We start from the raw sequence: 17,704 nt of genomic DNA on the forward strand, positions 1-17,704 counted from the left end.
CGCCACTGTTACAAGAAAATTAGTAAAATTAAATGGAGCTGTCCGATAAGTAATTTTCGGGCAGCTCTTCTCTAACGACTTAAATTGATACGCTAAGATTTGTACAAAATGAAAAGGCTGTCCCAAATGTCTATTTTGACTTTTGGGGCAGCCCCATTTTTATTCGCGTTCTTCCTCACGCTGCTGCTCGACCTGCTCCTGTAACGTCACTACTTCGTCTGTTTCTGTTTGAGCCGCTTCCGTCAGCTTCTCTTGCACGAACGTCATTTGCTCATCGATGTCTGTTAAGCGCTCCGCTTTCCGTTCGCTCGTAAAGCCGCGCTGTGCATCGAGCTTCATTTCTGTTTCGAGCGATGCTTTCTCACGTGTTAACGAACGATCAATGCGTTGTAACGTTTTAGCGTGTTGCAGCGAGCCTGATTGTGAAATGATGGCTTCATCGATCGTTCGTGGCTTGTTGTCACGTTGCTCTTCGTTTTCTTGCTTTTTCTTTTGCTCCTCCGCAATTTTCGCCTCAATCGCCGCTAATTGTTCCTCTAATGCCTTTAACTGCTCCTGTACATCGGTCGTATTGCCTTTTTCAGTTGCACGTTCGGTCACGCTTTGCTTCATGTCTAATAAGCTTTCACGCTGTTTCATCAGTTGCTCAACGACTGACATGCCGCGTTTATTTTGCTGAAACAGCTGCTTAGCTTGTGCACCGATTGATACCGTATCGCGCGGCTCCTTCGTTATCGGTGCGTGCTGCTTTCCAGTCGTAGAAAATGACACAGTCGGCGTAAATGCTGCTTGGATTTTCATGTAAATTCCCTCCGTTTCACTATATGCTTCGTCCGACGTCGCTTTTTTTCGAGCGTCATGTCACGAACGGTTCATTTCGTGCTATGAATGGTGCGCTAACTGTAACGAAGCCGTCCTCCTCATGAAACTGCACGTGCCCGCCGTATTTTTCGAGCGTCGCCTGCACGTTTAACAAGCCGATGCCAGAGCCTTTTGTCGAGCGCGGCAAGCCGTTTTGAAGCAGAAGCGGGGCAGTGAGTGGATTTTTCACATGGACGACAAATACATCGTGCTGACGTGTACAAGAAAGCGCGATCGTTTTTTCCTCACAATGCTGCGTCGCTTCAATCGCATTATCAAGTAAGTTGTTGAGCACGACGCTTAAATCAAACAGCTCAATGTGCAGCCGCTTCGGCACGTAAAAGTCCGCATAAAGCTCAATGCCAAGCTGTTTAGCGCGCTGCATTTTCTCCTGTAAAATGACGTCCGTTACCGCATGCCCCGTTAGAAGCTCTGGTAGCTGAACTGCTTGCTGTAGCTCGTTCATATAGCTCCGCGCATCCGCCACGTGTTGCTTTTCAATCAATTGCTCAATGACGTTAAAATGATTGTGTAAGTCGTGCTTAAACGTCGCCATTTCCGCATAGGCACGCTCCATCTGTTCGACGTGCTGCATTTGTGCGTGTAACGTCGCTTGCTGGGCGAGGGCGTATTTTGCTTGCTCTTGCTGCACGTACAGTCGCACAAAGACAAGCATAATGCATAGCAGCGCGACGTAATAAAGCGCAAGCATCCCTTCCACAGTCAGCGATAGCTCTTGTTGCTGAAGCACTTTCACTAAAAAGAAACTAATGCTGCTCACAACAGCCGGAATACAAAGAATAACAGCACTGCGCCACGAAATCGAAATGCGCGTTAAGAAGCGGTTTAGCGTATAGCCAATCGTACAAAATACCGCCGTTAATATCGCATATTCAATCGTCCAGACGAGCGCCAAATAAAAAGCCGACGTCGTTTGCACGAGCCAGTCGTACACCGTATAGCGCTCGACTGTACTAACGATGCTCGGCAACAGCCAACGAATCGCAAAAAAGAAGCTCGCATATAGCCATTTCGCCGCCGCATTGCCTCGTTCTACTATAAGCATAACGACGAGCGACACGCAGCTGCCGATGAAGTACGCCGTAAAGTTCGACAGCTCCCACGTTACGTGCTGTAGTATTAGCATCGTCACGACGTAGCTTGCCGCGACGAATACACGCGCCCACTTCGATGTAAAGAGAGGACGTGTAAATACATACAGCACGGTCGCTAAGCAAAGTAAATAAACGACCGAATATACCGCATCGACAATAACGTAACTATTCATCGCACACCTCGCTGGCAAAACGCCTGCACGAACGCTTTATAGCGATGGCGCGATACGTACGCCACTTTTCCATTCGTAAACGTAATCGTCGTATGATCGTAGCGCTTCATGTGCGCAAAGTTCACAATGTACGAGCGATGACTGCGGAAAAATGCGCCTTGTAGCTGTTGCTCTAGCTGTGATAGCTGCCCGTAATACGTTACGACCTCATCGGCGAAATGAAGCGACACTTTCCGTCCATGCGCCTCCGCAAAATACAACGCCGCTTCGTCAAACACATTTGTCTCTGTCCCAATTGTAACCGTAAACGTTCGCACTGGCTCCTCGCATTTGTCGATTGCCCGCTGCAGCACACTTTGAAGCTTCTTTTGCTCCACAGGCTTTACTAAATAGTGAAGCGGCTCGGCATCGAATGCTTCAAATACGTACTGCGCATGTGCTGTCACGAACACAATTTGCGCGTTCGGCTGCGCACTACGAATGTCCTTTGCAAGCGCCAAGCCATTGTCCTGCTCCAACTCAATATCGAACAAATAAATCGCCGCCTGCTCAGCCGCCTCTAACTCTGCACGACATGTGACCAATTGCACGCGCAGCGCAGGGAACATGTCCTCGATCATGCGCTGCAACTGTTCCGCAACAAGCGGCTCATCTTCACAAATTGTTATTAGCATATACGTCACCCTTTCTGTCACGTAACAGCGTAAAGGAGAGCGGAGAGGGAGTCAATATGAGATAAAAAATAACGAAGCGGAAGGGAGCTTATTCAAATAGGGCTATTTAAGTTGTAAAAAGGATATACTTCAAATATACTTTTAAAAAATATCGATTTTTTGAAATTTGAATGGAGGATTTTTAAATGTATGAGAAACTATCCAAACTTTTTTATAAATTAGATCAAGCTGCATATGCGGCTGAATATGAAAAAAGATTCCATAGTTACGGTTCTTATAAAACGAATTTAACAATTAAAGGCTTCAGAAAAGGTCACGTTACGAACGATGAATTTGAGCTTTTTTACGTTAACATACCGGATTTAATGCATTTAAATAATGAAGTGTTAATGAACAGCTCGAAAATTAAATCGTTAGTGCATTTATTACCAGAATTCGTAATAAAGCCATATTTCAATAAATTAATTATTAATGAAGCACAAAGTAATAATGAAATTGAAGGTGTGAAAAGCACAAAAAAAGAGCTAAGTGAAGCGTTAAAGGAGCTTGAAAAATCCGAACCTAAGGACAAAAAATTTATCGGCTTAATGAAAACGTATTTACACATCGAACATATTGATCCATTTGAGAAGCTTGAACACTTTAGACATTTATATGATGAACTCGTATCTGAAGAAATTTCACTAAATAATAAACTTGATGGAAAGTTGTTTAGAGAAGGATATGTTGAAATTAACGATGGGAATCAGACGACACATATCGGCGTCATCGGTGAGGACAATATTGCCGTACAGCTAAACGAGTTAATTACGTATTTACGCGCAAGTAAGCAGCCACAGTTGTATCAATATATGGTCGCGCATTATTTTTATGAATACATTCATCCATTTTATGATGGCAACGGTAGAACAGGGCGATTGCTAGTAGGAAGCTACTTAGCACGATATTTAGAGAAGTATTCAGCCATTACATTTTCATATGCCATTAACGAAAATAAAAGCACGTACTATAAAGCGTTAGAAGAAATTCCTTTCCCAACGAACAGAGGAGAGATGACCTTCTATTTAATCGATATGTTAAAACTACTTTCGAACGGTCAAAAAGGAATAATAGAGGATTTAGAGATTAATTTAATGAAATTAGAAAAGATCAACAGCTATTTACACAATATGGAGTCACTTTCTGAAGAAGCAAAAAACGTGCTATATATCATCGTAACTATTCATGTGTTTGTCAGTGAAGATCTTCAGCTCACATTACAAGACGTAATGACGTTATCTAAACTATCAAGATATAAATTAGGTCACATTATGAACGAACTACAACATGCTGAATTTGTAGAGCTACAAAGCAAAAATCCGAAAGCGTATAAAGTTTGTGATGGATGTTTGGAAGAAATGATGTCGTTATAAAAATAGGTTATTTATCCATTTCAAAATTAAATATGGAATAAAAGAGTTAATTCGCGTATCGTAATTATTATAGAGACAAACTATAAACATAAGGAAGTGATACGATGGCAAGATTTCCAGTCGAACATGAAATTCAGCAAGCTGTACAATTGTTAGTTTATCGCTATAAAGTACCGTATGCGATGTTGCAAAACTTAGTTGGGAAAAGTCACTTTGAACAATTGCATACGACGTTACAAGCATTTGGGGAAGAGGCATTGTCATCTCAAAGCTTAGCACGTCTTTTAATCATCCAACGTGGCTCTGAGCTTTTTGTAGGTTCAAAAGAGTCTACGCGCGAGTTACGTTTATATTTGTTAAGGCAATTAACAAAGGAGCAGCTACAAGCATTGTACGAACGTAATCCTTCATCGACACAAAACATTACGTCAATCACCCATATGGCACGTCCACTTGCAAAAAAGAAATGGATAGCAGGAAACAAATGGGCGCGAGATTTTGTGACAACATTAGCGTTTCCGTTTATTTTTGCAGGCATCCCACGAGATCGAGCAGAGCGTATCGAAGCGGTTATTGATATTGAACCTCATAAACGCATTCCACCGCTCGTTGCATACCAAGAAGATTTAAAAACACGTATGCTTGAAGTATTGAATAAAGAGCAAGAACGTACACGCTGCATTGTCACATTGCCTACAGGCGGCGGGAAAACACGTATTGCGGTCGAAAGCTTTATTGATTGGTTGCAGCCACGTTTTGCGCAAGGGAAGTATATGATTTGGATTGCACAAGGAGAGGAATTATGCGAGCAGGCGATTAGCTGTATTGCGGATATGTGGCAGGAGCGTGAATTTACATCAGCCTTACGTGTATATCGTTATTTTGGCGCGTCTAGCTTAGATGTAGATGATTTAATTGGAGGGGTTGTTGTAGCGAGTATTCAACAAATCGTTTCTCGTATTGATCGACATGATCCCGTCATCGAAGAAATACTTCGTCAATGCGGTGCCATGATTATCGATGAAGCTCACCACGCAACAGCAGCAAGCTATCATAAACTGATTGAGCGTGCCAAATTAGTAGTAGGTGAGCAACTATTTCCAATTTGCGGGCTAACTGCAACGCCTGGGCGTGCAATGGATCAGACAGGACGTTTAGTTGAGCAGTTCCAAGCTAATTTAATTCAACCAACATTACCACAAAAGCCTGAATATATACAAAATCCGCTTCTATATTTCCAACAAGAAGGCTACTTAGCTAAGCCTACTTATTTACTTTATAAAGATGAACCGATTGAATGGGATGGGGAATTATTTATAGATGGAGATATTTCAACAGCGTTTTTGCTCGATTTAGCAAACAATCATTCACGCAACATGAAAATCATTGACTATATGCTCGGACTACCTGAAGCAAGCTCTGTACTCGTTTATGCATGTACTGTGGAACATGCGGAGTTTTTAACGACGGTTTTTAATTCAATTGGCAAGAAAGCTGCCTGTATTTCATCCAAAACATCGAAAGCTTTACGCCGCATGCACATTCAAGCATTTAAACGAAAAGAAATTCAATACTTGTTCAATTACGGCGTCTTAACGACAGGCTTTGATGCACCGAAAGTCGACCATTTACTCATTTGTCGTCCAACATCTAGTCATGTGCTGTATGAGCAAATGGTCGGGCGCGGCTTACGTGGACCTCGATTTGGCGGAACGGAGCATTGTCAAATTGTCGATTTCTCATCGAACATTCAAACACACGGACAACCATTAGCGTATGAACGATTTACAACAGAGTGGAAGGAGCTTTCAAATGAATGAATTAAAGAAAACTGTTGAATCAATTGTAGAAAAATTCCCAAACTATGCCGTAGATATTGCAGATAGTTTAGACATTTTAAGCGATACGATCAACGTTATTATCGATGCAATTAACGAGGAATCTGCTGAGGCTATGAAAAATCGGGATTATGAATATCCAATGGAAGTAATGAAATTAGCGAAGATTTTGTTAACTTACGATAATCATATTAAAGATATTCAAATGCAAATGGTTACAGAATCTACAGAAGAAGCGGATAACAAAGCAAATGGGAAAAACGCCATCCCAAACTATGATGATTACAAATTAGATACAACCATTTCTCATAATTTATACGAAGATTTCACACATACACGACCAGCAGGGTTTGAAATTTTAAATTCAGGTGTCAAAGAAATTAATCTTTGGAAAGAGATGTTCGTTGAAACGTGTAAATTTTTAATTGATCGCGATGCAAGCATTTTTGAAACGTTTATAGGAAACCCTAAAATGAATGGACGAAAGCGCAAATTCTTTGCAACTACAAACGAGACGATGCATTCTCCAATACAAGTTAGCAAATGGTACGTAGAAACGAATTGCAATAGTAATTTTTTCCGCAATATTGTGAGATCGATGTTGCAACAATATAATTTGAAAACAACGGATTTTAAAATTTATTTACGCGCAGACTACAAAGAACTACATAAATCATAAACTAAAGTCGCGAGCTTTAATTGCAGCTCGCGACTTTAGTTTTTCTAGGGAAGCACAACTTACATGTAAACAAAAATAGGACACCGCCTTAATACACATTATCAGAACTTTTATCTCATAAATAAGTTTACTAGTAATAGTGAGACAAGATATCCAAAATGAGATGAAACAGCAAAAAACATCATTCGTCATGAATGATGTTTTTTTATCGTTATTGTTGTTCCATTGCGTAGAAAATCGATAATGATTCGTTCAGCATACCTGTGTAAACAGTGTTGCCAGTGTTCGGATCGATAATAGCAAGCATCGTACCTTCGTCAGTCATAATTGAAGTGTACATGTACTGTTCTGAAGTAGTGACTGAGAAATATGGCTGTGCGTAAATGTCGCTTGATACATTTACGACAATTGGCTCAAGCCATTTTTGTGCATCTAAATCGTAGCGTTCTGTTACGATATTTCCGTCTCGAATAATATTAATTAATAATAATTTACCTTTTGTAACGATGCGTCGTTCTTCTGCTTGTAAACGCTCTGGTAGCTCAAATACCGCTTCTGTATTCGTTAACGTATTCCACACATGCACTTCCTCTGAATGCGTGTAGCTGTCTCCTTCGTTATATTGGTGTTTATATTGCCCTTCTACATATACGAAATAATCTTCATGCTGCATTGTGTATGATTCGCTAATGAAGCTAATGAAGTAGTCTAATTCCCCTTCATCCATTACTTCCACAAGCTTTTTCGCGCTAACAAGCTGCTTTTCAGGAATGTTTAATTCAATTCAATACACCAAAAGTACGTGGAACAGCAGCGTTATCGACAATTACAATCGTATTATTCTACATGATCGCGCAATTAGTAGGTGCAGGGGCACTTATTCAATTATTACTTGGCATTGACTACTGGGTTGCCGTATTACTAGTAGGTTTCATGATGACTACATACGTATTATTCGGTGGTATGACAGCAACATCTTGGGTACAAATTATTAAAGCGGGTCTTTTAATGATTGGTACCGTTATCATCTCATTCTTAGTACTTGCAAAGTTCGACTTCAACATTGTCACGATGTTCAGCCATATGTCTACAGCAACTGAACATGGTGCAGCATATTTAAACCCAGGTATTAAATATACAAATGGTTTAGATACAATCTCAATGATGATCGCACTTGTACTTGGTACAGCAGGTTTACCTCATATTTTAATGCGTTTCTTCACAGTTAAAGATGCACAAACAGCTCGCTCTTCTGTTATTTGGGCAACTTGGATTGTAGGGATTTTCTACGTATTAACAATTTTCTTAGGATTTGGTGCAGCAGCGTTCGTAGGTTCAGATGCAATTATCGCAGCGAACCCAGCTGGTAACATGGCCGCTCCATTACTTGCAGAAGCACTTGGTGGCGACATTTTATTCTCATTCGTTTGCGCAGTCGCATTCGCAACAATTTTAGCAGTAGTAGCAGGTCTTGTATTATCAGGTGCCTCTGCCCTATCACATGACATTTATGCAGAAATCATTAAAAAAGGCAAAATTACAGAAAAAGAGCAAGTACTTGCAGCTCGTATCGGTTCAATCACAATTTCAGTTGTGTCAATCGCACTTGCATTAGGCGCACAAACGTTAAACGTAGCGTTCTTAGTATCTCTTGCGTTCTGTATTGCAGCATCCGCAAACTTACCTGTCATTATTTACACAATTTACTGGAAGAAATTCAATTCAACTGGTGTAATCGTAGGTATGTTAACAGGTTTAATTTCAGCATTAGTATTAGTAGCCGTATCGCCAAATGTATGGAATCCAGTAGAAGGTGCCGCTATCTTCGTTGGTGAAGCACTATTCCCACTAGGTAACCCAGCATTAATTTCAGTACCACTTGGCTTCTTAGGTGGTTACATCGGTACATTAATCGGTGGTAAACAAACAGCTGAGGACGAAAAGAAATACCGCGAAGTTGACGTAAAAGCGAACACTGGTATTTCAGTACAAGACGTATCTCACTAAAATTGAATAAATTGCCTTTATGCGTAGGGGTTACTTGTTATTTTTGCCGAACAAGTAGCACCTACGCTTTTTTTGTCGAAACTTTCTGTCTATTCCTCCATATATATAGTCATTGATAAAGGAGGAATTTTTTTATGTATCCTATACCTATCCAACATGGCGGTTACATACAAAACAAACCAGTTCTTCAAGACGTTCAATTTTCATTGCCTGCGCATGCGATTATTAGATTAATTGGAGGAAACGGCGCTGGTAAAAGCACGACGATTCAAGCATTGCTTCAAACGTTGCCATACGCTGAAGTGACACATAATTTACCAAATTACCTTGGCTACGTGCCAGAGCGTCCGATACTATATGAGTACTACACGTTACGTGAGCACATTCATTTGCTCATTCAAATGTTTAGCGAGAACGAAGCGGCATTGTGGCAACGTGCGCTCGACTTATGTAAAACGTTTAAACTACATGATAACAAGCGTGTTGATTAGCCAATCAATTGGCAGAAGCGTATTGCGGCTCGCTTTCCTGGGGCTCGGCGGCGAACACGATGTTGGTCATGAAGGCGATGCCACATGGACGTGGCGCTAATCGCCTTCCTCAAGCCTCCGCACCGCTCCTGCGTCGCGCTTTACGGGGTCTTGAGGCACGAGCTTTTCCCCAAGGAGTCTCGCCGCACGCTTACTGCCATTAATATGCAGCATTTATTTCCAGATGGTTGCTAAAAACAACCGATTTCACTGTATATAAATGGCTAATCAACAGACCTGACATGATAAATTAGATGACTACCCGGTTCAATTTTCAAAAGGGATGCAGCAAAAAGTGATGCTTGTGCTTGCATTTACGCCGACGTATCCGTTTTATATTGTCGACGAGCCGTTTATGGGACTTGATCCACAAGCAATATGAGCGCTGCTTCAACTATTGTGCGCTTGTCGTGATGACGGCGCGACGATTTTAATGTCCACGCATGCACTCGACACAGCAGAGCGTCTATGCGATACGTTTTTATATGTGCATGAAGGGCGCTTAATCGCACAAGGAACGTTACACGAGTTGCAGCGCGATCCAAGCGATACGCTGCTCGATGTGTTTGATGACGTCATTGCACGAGCTGCACGAGCGGAGGCCATGCACGTATGAGTCTATTTGTTGAGAGGTTGAAACGGCGAACGTATATCGGCTTATGTAAGCAACATGTCGATTTGACAATGATGTTTTACGTTGTGGCGTTTCCGCTTGCTGGACGTGGACGAGCTCGTTTATTTCGGCAAAGCGCCATAAAGAAAAAGCGGCTTTTTCGAAAAAATCGTCGTATAATAAACTTGAGGTGAACATATATGCAAAAAAACATCGAATTTACACTTCATAAAACGTGGTGGCGACATGCATTTGATTTAATCGGCTTATCATCGGTTGCGCTGGCGATTGTGTATACGTTAATTCATTGGTCACAGCTACCAGAAGCGGTGCCGATTCATTTTAAAGCGATCGGACAAACAGAAAGCTACGGTTCGCGCTATGCACTGTTTTTAATTCCGACAATTGCCGCTGCACTGTATGCTTTTTTTCATAATATTGAAAAACGCCCGTATTTACACAATTATTTCGCGCTGACAGATCGAATTGCGCCGACATTATATAAAACGCGTAGTTTGCTTGCGCATATCGTCAAAAATTTAACGATGCTGTTGCTGAGCTATGCGATGGTTTCACTCGTAGAAAGCGCAATGCACGGTACATCATCGCTCAACATGTGGGTGTTCGGTAGCTTGCTCGGCTTCGTGCTACTGCCTGCTGTGATCGGCTACGTCTATTCTGTGTTGCTACAGCTAAACGTGCTGCAGCGATAATCGCTGAAGGTCGTGCTTACAATGAGCGCGACTTTTTTTATGTATATTTTATTACCGTCAGCTGAGATTGACGTATAACGATTGCTTGAAACAAGAGGCGGACTCCAGCGTGACCCGAAAAGATCAAGGAAGGCAGTAAAAACGCCACGCAAACATCGATCGCGTTTGCCCCACGCCCGTGGAAAAAGCCTGCCTCGACGTGGAACGCCAACCACAAGTAATCAGCAATAGCTAGATTTTTGCGCACGAAAAAACCCGCTAAGGATAAACCTTAACGGGTCGTGTAAATCATTAATTAAAAATTAAAGTTTTACGATGTTAGAAGCTTGTGGACCACGTGCGCCTTGCTCGATTTCGAACTCAACTTTTTGGCCTTCTTCTAAAGTTTTGAAACCGTCGCCTTGGATCGCTGAGAAGTGTGCGAATACGTCTGCTCCGCCTTCAACTTCGATGAAACCGAAACCTTTTTCTGCGTTAAACCATTTTACTGTACCTTGTGTCATTTGAATGACCTCCAAATAAATTATTAAATAATAGGCTTTTTCATGTTGAATAAAAAAAGCTAACTATTACAAAATGCATCGAATAAGTACCCGATTACCCTTTGTAATAGCTAACTTCTTCAATCTTGTATGCGTTGTTCGTATTATTTCCTTTATTGTATATGATATTCTGTCATTTAGCAAGTAATAAATGAAATTTTTTGTTTAACGAGCGATTGCTTGCGCTTTCGCATACATTTCCACGTTACATATTATTTAAAAGTAACGAATCAACACATATTCTCGCTATTGTGAATATTTCGTGTTTTCGGGCGAATGTAGCTCGTTTATACGTATTTGAGGACAAGCCTGCCTCGGCGTGGAAAGCAATCCTAATTTATGGTTAAGAGCCTAAAAAAACTTACGAAAACTCAAGTGCACTGAAAAACTTTCATAATAGTAAATATAGTATAAATTGGGCGTTACTTCTGCTGCACTAAAGGGTGTCGTAGGGGAATTTTGACAATGCAACGAGCAAGCAACGCCCAGCTATTTAACTTAGTTGAGGCAATTTTTTGCGCCTCTCGTTTCAACTATATAGACGGTGAATGTATTTTAGCGTTTTGTTCGTCGGTTCTCCACATCGAGGCAGGCTTTCCGCGGGCGTGGCTCGAGCCTGTAGTCTCTCAGCCTCGTTCACATTCTAAATTTCAATCACCTTGTATATAGATGTTAACCTAAAATTTCGTCTTTCATGTAGTCGATCGCGTATGCAATGCTGTTATGCTCGTACGGATATAGTGCCTCCAGCTTTTGCTGAATGCGGTCGAGTGACACGGGCTTTGCTGCGCTGTAATTTTCCATAATGCTTTGTTGAATATAAAGTACAAATTTCTCCATTGATTCGTCCTCCAATTTTTTTCGCTTTTTCATCATTACGCCTCCAAAAAATTTTTACATAACTGTTTTGGCGACGGGCATAAAAAAAGCCACTTATTCATAGTCGAATAAGTGGTCGCATGTAAACAGTAAAAATTTCTTTTTATCGTTCGCACAAAACACCACCTATTTCCACGTAGGTATACTGGTGTGTACTCGATCGAGGCAGGTCTCCTGACTTATCATCAACGCTCGCTTCTCGCCTTCCCGATTAAATCAGTGGCACCGTGTAGAAGTAAGCTCCGAAATTACAGTTGCGGGACAGTGTTGGATTCGCACCAAGCTTCCCTTTTAAGTTCGCGTTTAAAGCGAACACCTCGTCGTAACACGTTATGTAATTGCTTTCATCGTAATCAAATTGAAGAAAATTGTCAAATTATTTTTTAAATGTGAGCGAAAAGGAGGCGTTTTACGGTAAATTCATAAGCATTTCACGTTTTCCTTAATAGCTATTTTTAATTTTTGTAATATTTTATCGTCGGATATTCTCCTGTTCATTTTTTCATAATGCGATTCACTGTTATATCGTATGTACTGACTAGCAAAAGGACATTGGCGTATAATGATTGTGGAGGTGTTTTTTATGACATTTGGGTATACCGTTTGTTCGTTAAAAGACGGTGATTATACTTTACATACTGCTTTTCATGACGGAAATGCCTTTTTTGACGCGCTTCAACCGATGAGTGTCGGGCGCGTTCGAAAAAAAGATGGCAAAGTCGTGCTGCGCTACAAATTCGTGCCGCAGTTGCTTTACGTTGTAGCAGACGATTACAAGCAGCTTCAGCAATTACAAAACGGCGTCATCATCGATCAAATTGACAAAAAGAAGCGGCTCGTTTGTACGCTGCAGTTCCTCGATAGCGGTAAGTTTGCGCCGTATACGTTAAAGTCTAACAAGCGCTACACGAAGGAATTTGTACAGCCGACATTATATGAGCCGCTTGATGAGTCGTTAACCGATTTAGAAGGCTGGTTTTACGCTGCCCCGCTTCTTGAGGACGATGAGCCAATTTTTGTGGAGGCGTTTGAGCGCGTGACGAAACAGCCGCTAAGTCATGTTATCGATGCATCCCTTTTGCAAAAGCTGCTGAAAAAAGAAACGACATTCGCTGAAACGATGCATCATTATCTTTTAGATTTTCGAAAATATGCGCACCATGCGTCGTATATTGTGCGACCAATTGATGTAGCAACAGGCTGTGAAATTGTCGTCAACGGCTATGCGACGAGTAACGCGCTGCTCGTATCAGAAAAGCAGCTGCTCGATTTTCTTGCGCTACAAAAGCCCGATATCGTCGATGCACGTCGCTATCAAAACGACCAAAAGCATATTCATGATGCAATCGAGCGACATACAGGACCGTTTGCGAATAAGCTTGTGCTGTTCGGTGACGGTACGAAGCTGCAAGCGTGCTTCCATGTAGATAGTGCATTGCCGCTTCAAGCTAACGCGCAAATGGACGTACATTTCGTCAATGCACAAAAGACGACGTATGGCATTATTGATCCATGTTTCAACACGATGTTGGCGTCTGTGAAGGAAAACGAAATTGCGTGCAACTACGACGTCGCCTACATTAATAGCACGCACATTCAAGCGATTTCCCGCGTTCAGCGTGTAAAAAGCCGCTTCCCTATTGCCGATAACGTCGTGCTATTGCCGCAAACGTTGTATATGCCGTATTACGCGCAGCTGCAAACGTATGACGACACAATGCGCGACGAACTTGAAGCACAAATTGCGACACAGCTGCCGCTTCGTCAATCGATGTATTACGATACGCTCGCTGCTTTCATTCAAGAAACGCCGCCGATTGCGAGCATTAGCGCACGGACAAACTTGCCGCAAACACCGTTTTATGAGCGACTAGTAGACGCAAACATTCAGCTAAACGAGGCACAGCGCCGAGCAGTCGAATGCGTCGATGGACCAGTCATGATTTTAGCGGGGGCTGGTAGTGGAAAAACGACGACGCTCATTAGCCGCATTGCGTACATGGTGGAAGAACAGCGTATTCCGTCGTCGCACATTTTGCTCGTAACGTTTACGAAAAAGGCGGCAACGGAAATGACTGAACGCCTCGCAAAGCTATCGAGTAGCGCGCTATATGCCAATATTACAGTCGGCACGTACCACGCCATTTGTTTGCGCATTTTACGCGAGCAAGGACGCGATTTTCAAGTGTTATCGTCTGAGGCGTCGAAGCATTTTCGCTTTAAAATGATTTTAAAAAAGCTCGGGCTTGCTGACGACTACACACCAGAAGCGGTGATTAACATCATTTCGAAATGGAAAAACCGCATGCTTCGCCCAATCGACATTAAAACGCAGGCGCAAAATGTAAAAAATGTGAGCGAAAAAACCGAAATGTTTACGCTGCATAAAGTGTATGAGCTATACGAGCAAGATAAAGAGGCGCGTAACGAGCTCGATTTCGATGATTTTTTGCTTGAAGTGTATTATTTACTGCTGTATGACGATGAGGCGCGCGCGATGTATCAGGAGCGATTCCGCTACGTGCTATGCGACGAGTTTCAAGACGTGTCGACTGTGCAATATGAGCTGACGCGACTACTTGCGGCACCGCACGACAACTTATGCATCGTTGGGGACGACAATCAAACAATTTATACGTGGCGGGCTGCTTCGAGTAGCTTTATGCTCGATTTTCATAAGTGCTACCCCGACGCAAAGCAAATTAAGCTCGAGACGAATTACCGCTCGACCGCTGACATTGTCGGCTTCGGTAACGCCATCATTGCGAAAAATAAAAAGCAAATTAAAAAGGTGTTAAACGTGCCAGCTGCGAAGCGTCACCCTGTTTATTTCGAAGTGGCGCTTACCCCTGAGCAGGAGGCGGCACTCGTACTTGATGAAATTCAACAGCTGCACTATAACGGCTTACCGTATCGACAAATGGCGGTGCTAACACGTTCAACGACGTACATTCGCACGCTGTTTGAGCATTTCGTGTTAAAAGAAATTCCAGTCATTGACTATACGAAGCAAGGCGAATCGTTTTATGACCACGACTACATTAAACGATTTATCGCTGCAATGCGCATTTCGCTCAACCCGAACGACGCGGACGCCATCGTATTGCTCGGTAAGCTACTATATATGCAGCAGCACACGTGGCAAAGCATCATTGAGCACGCGCAGTTTATCATTGATGACAAGTCGTTGTTTGAACGCGTCATGCTACAGGCGGCATCACAAAAAGCACAGCGCTTCCAGCAAGATGCGATCATTCGCCAAATGAACGCCATTTTGCGCTATCGTCACCAGTCGCCAAAAGAAGTGCTACAAGATTTGCGCACTGGCTCCGTGAACTGTGAGCGCCAGCTAGAGATCGATGCTGCACGTACGAAAACGCTGCATAAAGAGGAGTTGCGCGAGCTGTTTGATGAATTTGAAGTGTCGATTACACGCTTTCGTACGATTGAGGAGTTTTTACGCTTTTTTGAACGCCTTCAACAAAAAAAGCGCGACATGGAACGGATGAAAAATGACCCGACGATTGATGCGGTGCCGATTATGACGATTCATAGCGCAAAAGGATTGGAATTTGAGGCCGTATTTGCGATCGGTTGGTTTGAGGAAATGCTGCCTCACTTTAAAGCGTTAGGCAAGCAAAATGAGCTAAGCGACGAGCTGTTAACGCCAGATGAAGCGCTCGCTGAAGAACGTCGCCTCGCCTACGTTTGTGCAACGCGCGCGAAGGAACGATTGTACGTCAGCAGCGTGCGCCTTTATCACAACAAGCCGCGCAAAATTTCTCGCTTCATACGCGACGGCTTATATTAAAAAAAACACTTACAGCCGAAATCTTTATGACTTCGATGTAAGTGTTTTTTATTTTTTCACTTGCAGCTGAACGAGCAATTCCTCGACGACACGCTCTAAAAAGCACTGTGCGTTCATTAAATGAAACAACTTTAATAAATCATCCTTTTGTGCTTGTAAAAATGTGCGGTCGATGTCGTCCCACGTTTGCTGCTTCACTTGCTCTAGCAGCGCATTTTTTTTGCTAAACGCACAGCTTTCAAACGTTAAGCCGCGTCGCACTGCCTCTGTATCTAAACGCTGTAACAATAAATTTGCGAACTCGTATTTTTCCTCGTCACTCGCCGTCATCATCGTTACGGAACGCTCTAACAATAAACTCACTTTTCGTATGTATGCACATTGCACTGGAAAAACGGACTCGATATACGGATTAATGAACCATTTTGATGCGGGTAAGCACATTGCGATATAGCTGTTTACAATTAAATTATGCGCATCCGCTTCATGAAAAACTCGCCATATGTACGGTCGATATTGCAATTGACTTGCCTTCGTATAACACTCATCTTCTACTATTAACAGTTTCAATAGTACCATGTTGCCCTCCCATTTATGCTATACCGCTTCTTTCTACGTACTCAAAAATACTAAACGAATCCGATTCAAATTGCAATATTATTTGAATTCTCTCACAAATTAGACATAAACGACCACTCGTAAGCTTTATTTCAACATATTTGAGTGAAATACGTTATAGTTACACTAGTAAACAATATAGAGAGGTTGATATTTATGAAACTTAGCATATTAGACCAAATTCCTATTCCATCGAACATGAACGCGCAGCAAGCACTCGCAAACAGCTTAGCGCTTGCACAGCTTGGCGATGAGCTCGGCTATACGCGCTTTTGGTTAGCGGAGCATCACAACACGCTGTCACTTGCTAGCTCGGCGCCTGAAATTTCAATTGCCGCGATTGCCGCACAGACGAAAAATATCCGCGTCGGTAGCGGTGGTGTCATGTCGATGCATTACTCAGCGCTTAAAATTGCTGAAGTGTTCAACACGCTAAGCGGTTATTTCCCTGGGCGTATCGACCTCGGTATCGGGCGCGCACCAGGTGGCGATCACCCATCGATTGCTGCGCTTGCACAAGGTCGCCGCGTCTATATGGAAGATCAATACGATAAAATTAAAGCGATTTTACAACTTATGAACGGCGAACAATCCGAACTGGCAGAATACCGTCCTGTGCGCGTCACACCGGCAAACGTGCCACTTGCAACACCGTGGCTGCTCGGCTCCACTGGCAATAGCGCATTGCGTGCAGGTCAGCTCGGGCTCGGCTATTCGTTTGCACAATTTTTCAACGGGCAAGCATCACGCGATATTTTCGATCATTACCGTAAAAATTTCGTGCCAAACGATTTTTTACAGCAGCCACAAGTTGCCGTAACGTACGCCGCTACAGTAGCACCAACTGCAGATGAAGCGGAATATCGTGCGCGTGCAATCGACTTATATCGCTTGCAGCTTATGCGCGGACAAATGCCGTCGTTTTATACGAACGAAGAAGCGATGAACGTCGTGTTAACGGAGATGGACGAGGCGATGATTCAAGACAGTCGCAAGCTGCATCTCGTCGGCACAGCGGAAGTCGTTGCCGAAAAGTTACGCGACGATGCTGAGCAGTTCGGGTTTGATGAGGCGATGATTAACGCGAACCAAAGCGAGTTTGCGCACCGCGTCGATACGTATACGTTGCTTGCAAAGGCGTTGTTATAATGCGATGATGTCGTCTCTTGCTTCGAGCAGGCTTTTCTGCGGGTACGGCTCGAGCCTGTAGTCTCCCGCTCGTACTGTTCCGCTAGAAGT

General features: G+C 42.8%; 15 protein-coding genes, 1 pseudogene and 1 riboswitch. Of the genes and pseudogenes, 9 read left to right on the forward strand and 7 right to left on the reverse strand.

The features are described 5' to 3' along the window. Positions 1–159 precede the first annotated feature (159 nt). The 3 genes from A6K76_RS08370 to A6K76_RS08380 are packed head-to-tail and all read right to left on the reverse strand — an operon-like array spanning position 160 to position 2,823. Positions 160–801 carry a hypothetical protein gene (locus A6K76_RS08370; protein ID WP_066464045.1) on the reverse strand — a complete coding sequence of 214 codons (642 nt, stop codon included), beginning with the start codon at positions 799–801 and terminating at the stop codon, positions 160–162. 55 nt (positions 802–856) lie between these two features. Beyond that, positions 857–2,149, reverse strand: coding sequence for a sensor histidine kinase (locus A6K76_RS08375; protein WP_066464046.1), 1,293 nt, complete (start codon positions 2,147–2,149; stop codon positions 857–859). Continuing rightward, positions 2,146–2,823 carry a LytR/AlgR family response regulator transcription factor gene (locus A6K76_RS08380; protein WP_066464047.1) on the reverse strand — a complete coding sequence of 226 codons (678 nt, stop codon included), beginning with the start codon at positions 2,821–2,823 and terminating at the stop codon, positions 2,146–2,148. Before A6K76_RS08380 ends, A6K76_RS08375 begins: the two co-directional genes overlap by 4 nt. A gap of 185 nt (positions 2,824–3,008) precedes the next feature. Here A6K76_RS08380 and A6K76_RS08385 point away from each other — a divergent pair, with 185 nt between their 5' ends. The 3 genes from A6K76_RS08385 to A6K76_RS08395 all read left to right on the forward strand — a co-directional run bounded on the left by A6K76_RS08385 (position 3,009) and on the right by A6K76_RS08395 (position 6,752). Then, positions 3,009–4,235: a Fic family protein gene (locus A6K76_RS08385; RefSeq protein ID WP_066464048.1), complete on the forward strand. Its 1,227-nt coding sequence runs from the start codon at positions 3,009–3,011 to the stop codon at positions 4,233–4,235. A gap of 104 nt (positions 4,236–4,339) precedes the next feature. Further along, positions 4,340–6,055: a DEAD/DEAH box helicase gene (locus A6K76_RS08390; protein WP_066464049.1), complete on the forward strand. Its 1,716-nt coding sequence runs from the start codon at positions 4,340–4,342 to the stop codon at positions 6,053–6,055. Then, complete coding sequence (locus A6K76_RS08395) at positions 6,048–6,752, forward strand: hypothetical protein (RefSeq protein ID WP_066464050.1); 705 nt, start codon at positions 6,048–6,050, stop codon at positions 6,750–6,752. Before A6K76_RS08390 ends, A6K76_RS08395 begins: the two co-directional genes overlap by 8 nt. A 211-nt stretch (positions 6,753–6,963) precedes the next feature. On the opposite strand, the gene A6K76_RS08400 is transcribed toward A6K76_RS08395, so the two are convergent. Beyond that, positions 6,964–7,488 (reverse strand): hypothetical protein, encoded by a 525-nt coding sequence (locus A6K76_RS08400; protein ID WP_139108671.1) that lies wholly within the window; start codon positions 7,486–7,488, stop codon positions 6,964–6,966. Between the two features lie 44 nt (positions 7,489–7,532). Between A6K76_RS08400 and A6K76_RS08405 the strand changes: the two are divergent. The 4 genes and pseudogenes from A6K76_RS08405 to A6K76_RS08425 form a co-directional block, all read left to right on the forward strand. After that, positions 7,533–8,759 (forward strand): annotated as a pseudogene (locus A6K76_RS08405) (solute symporter family protein); the annotation flags it as partial. Between the two features lie 134 nt (positions 8,760–8,893). Then, positions 8,894–9,250, forward strand: a complete 357-nt coding sequence (locus A6K76_RS08410; RefSeq protein ID WP_066464054.1) for an ATP-binding cassette domain-containing protein — start codon at positions 8,894–8,896, stop codon at positions 9,248–9,250. A gap of 436 nt (positions 9,251–9,686) precedes the next feature. Further along, positions 9,687–9,905: an ATP-binding cassette domain-containing protein gene (locus A6K76_RS08415; RefSeq protein WP_066464056.1), complete on the forward strand. Its 219-nt coding sequence runs from the start codon at positions 9,687–9,689 to the stop codon at positions 9,903–9,905. Between the two features lie 197 nt (positions 9,906–10,102). Further along, a complete protein-coding gene (locus A6K76_RS08425; RefSeq protein ID WP_066464058.1) occupies positions 10,103–10,615 on the forward strand; it encodes a DUF1648 domain-containing protein in 513 nt (170 codons plus the stop codon). A gap of 302 nt (positions 10,616–10,917) precedes the next feature. Here A6K76_RS08425 and A6K76_RS08430 read toward each other — a convergent pair whose 3' ends face one another. Beyond that, the gene (locus tag A6K76_RS08430) at positions 10,918–11,118 is read right to left on the reverse strand and encodes a cold-shock protein (RefSeq protein WP_066464059.1); all 201 of its coding nucleotides are present in this window, start codon (positions 11,116–11,118) and stop codon (positions 10,918–10,920) included. Positions 11,119–11,829: 711 nt separating this feature from the next. Next, complete coding sequence (locus tag A6K76_RS08435) at positions 11,830–12,030, reverse strand: hypothetical protein (RefSeq protein WP_066464060.1); 201 nt, start codon at positions 12,028–12,030, stop codon at positions 11,830–11,832. 153 nt (positions 12,031–12,183) lie between these two features. Continuing rightward, a riboswitch (cobalamin riboswitch) is annotated at positions 12,184–12,371 on the reverse strand. A gap of 248 nt (positions 12,372–12,619) precedes the next feature. On the opposite strand from A6K76_RS08435, the gene A6K76_RS08440 reads away from it, so the two are divergent. After that, on the forward strand, positions 12,620–15,847 hold the full coding sequence (locus tag A6K76_RS08440) for an ATP-dependent helicase (protein ID WP_066464061.1): 3,228 nt from the start codon (positions 12,620–12,622) through the stop codon (positions 15,845–15,847). Positions 15,848–15,895: 48 nt separating this feature from the next. Here A6K76_RS08440 and A6K76_RS08445 read toward each other — a convergent pair whose 3' ends face one another. Further along, complete coding sequence (locus tag A6K76_RS08445; protein WP_066464062.1) at positions 15,896–16,426, reverse strand: hypothetical protein; 531 nt, start codon at positions 16,424–16,426, stop codon at positions 15,896–15,898. Between the two features lie 195 nt (positions 16,427–16,621). On the opposite strand from A6K76_RS08445, the gene A6K76_RS08450 reads away from it, so the two are divergent. Beyond that, positions 16,622–17,614 (forward strand): LLM class flavin-dependent oxidoreductase, encoded by a 993-nt coding sequence (locus A6K76_RS08450; RefSeq protein ID WP_066464063.1) that lies wholly within the window; start codon positions 16,622–16,624, stop codon positions 17,612–17,614. Positions 17,615–17,704 lie beyond the last annotated feature (90 nt).

This window comes from Caryophanon latum, from assembly GCF_001700325.1.
GTDB classification, from domain to species: Bacteria; Bacillota; Bacilli; order Bacillales_A; family Planococcaceae; genus Caryophanon; species Caryophanon latum.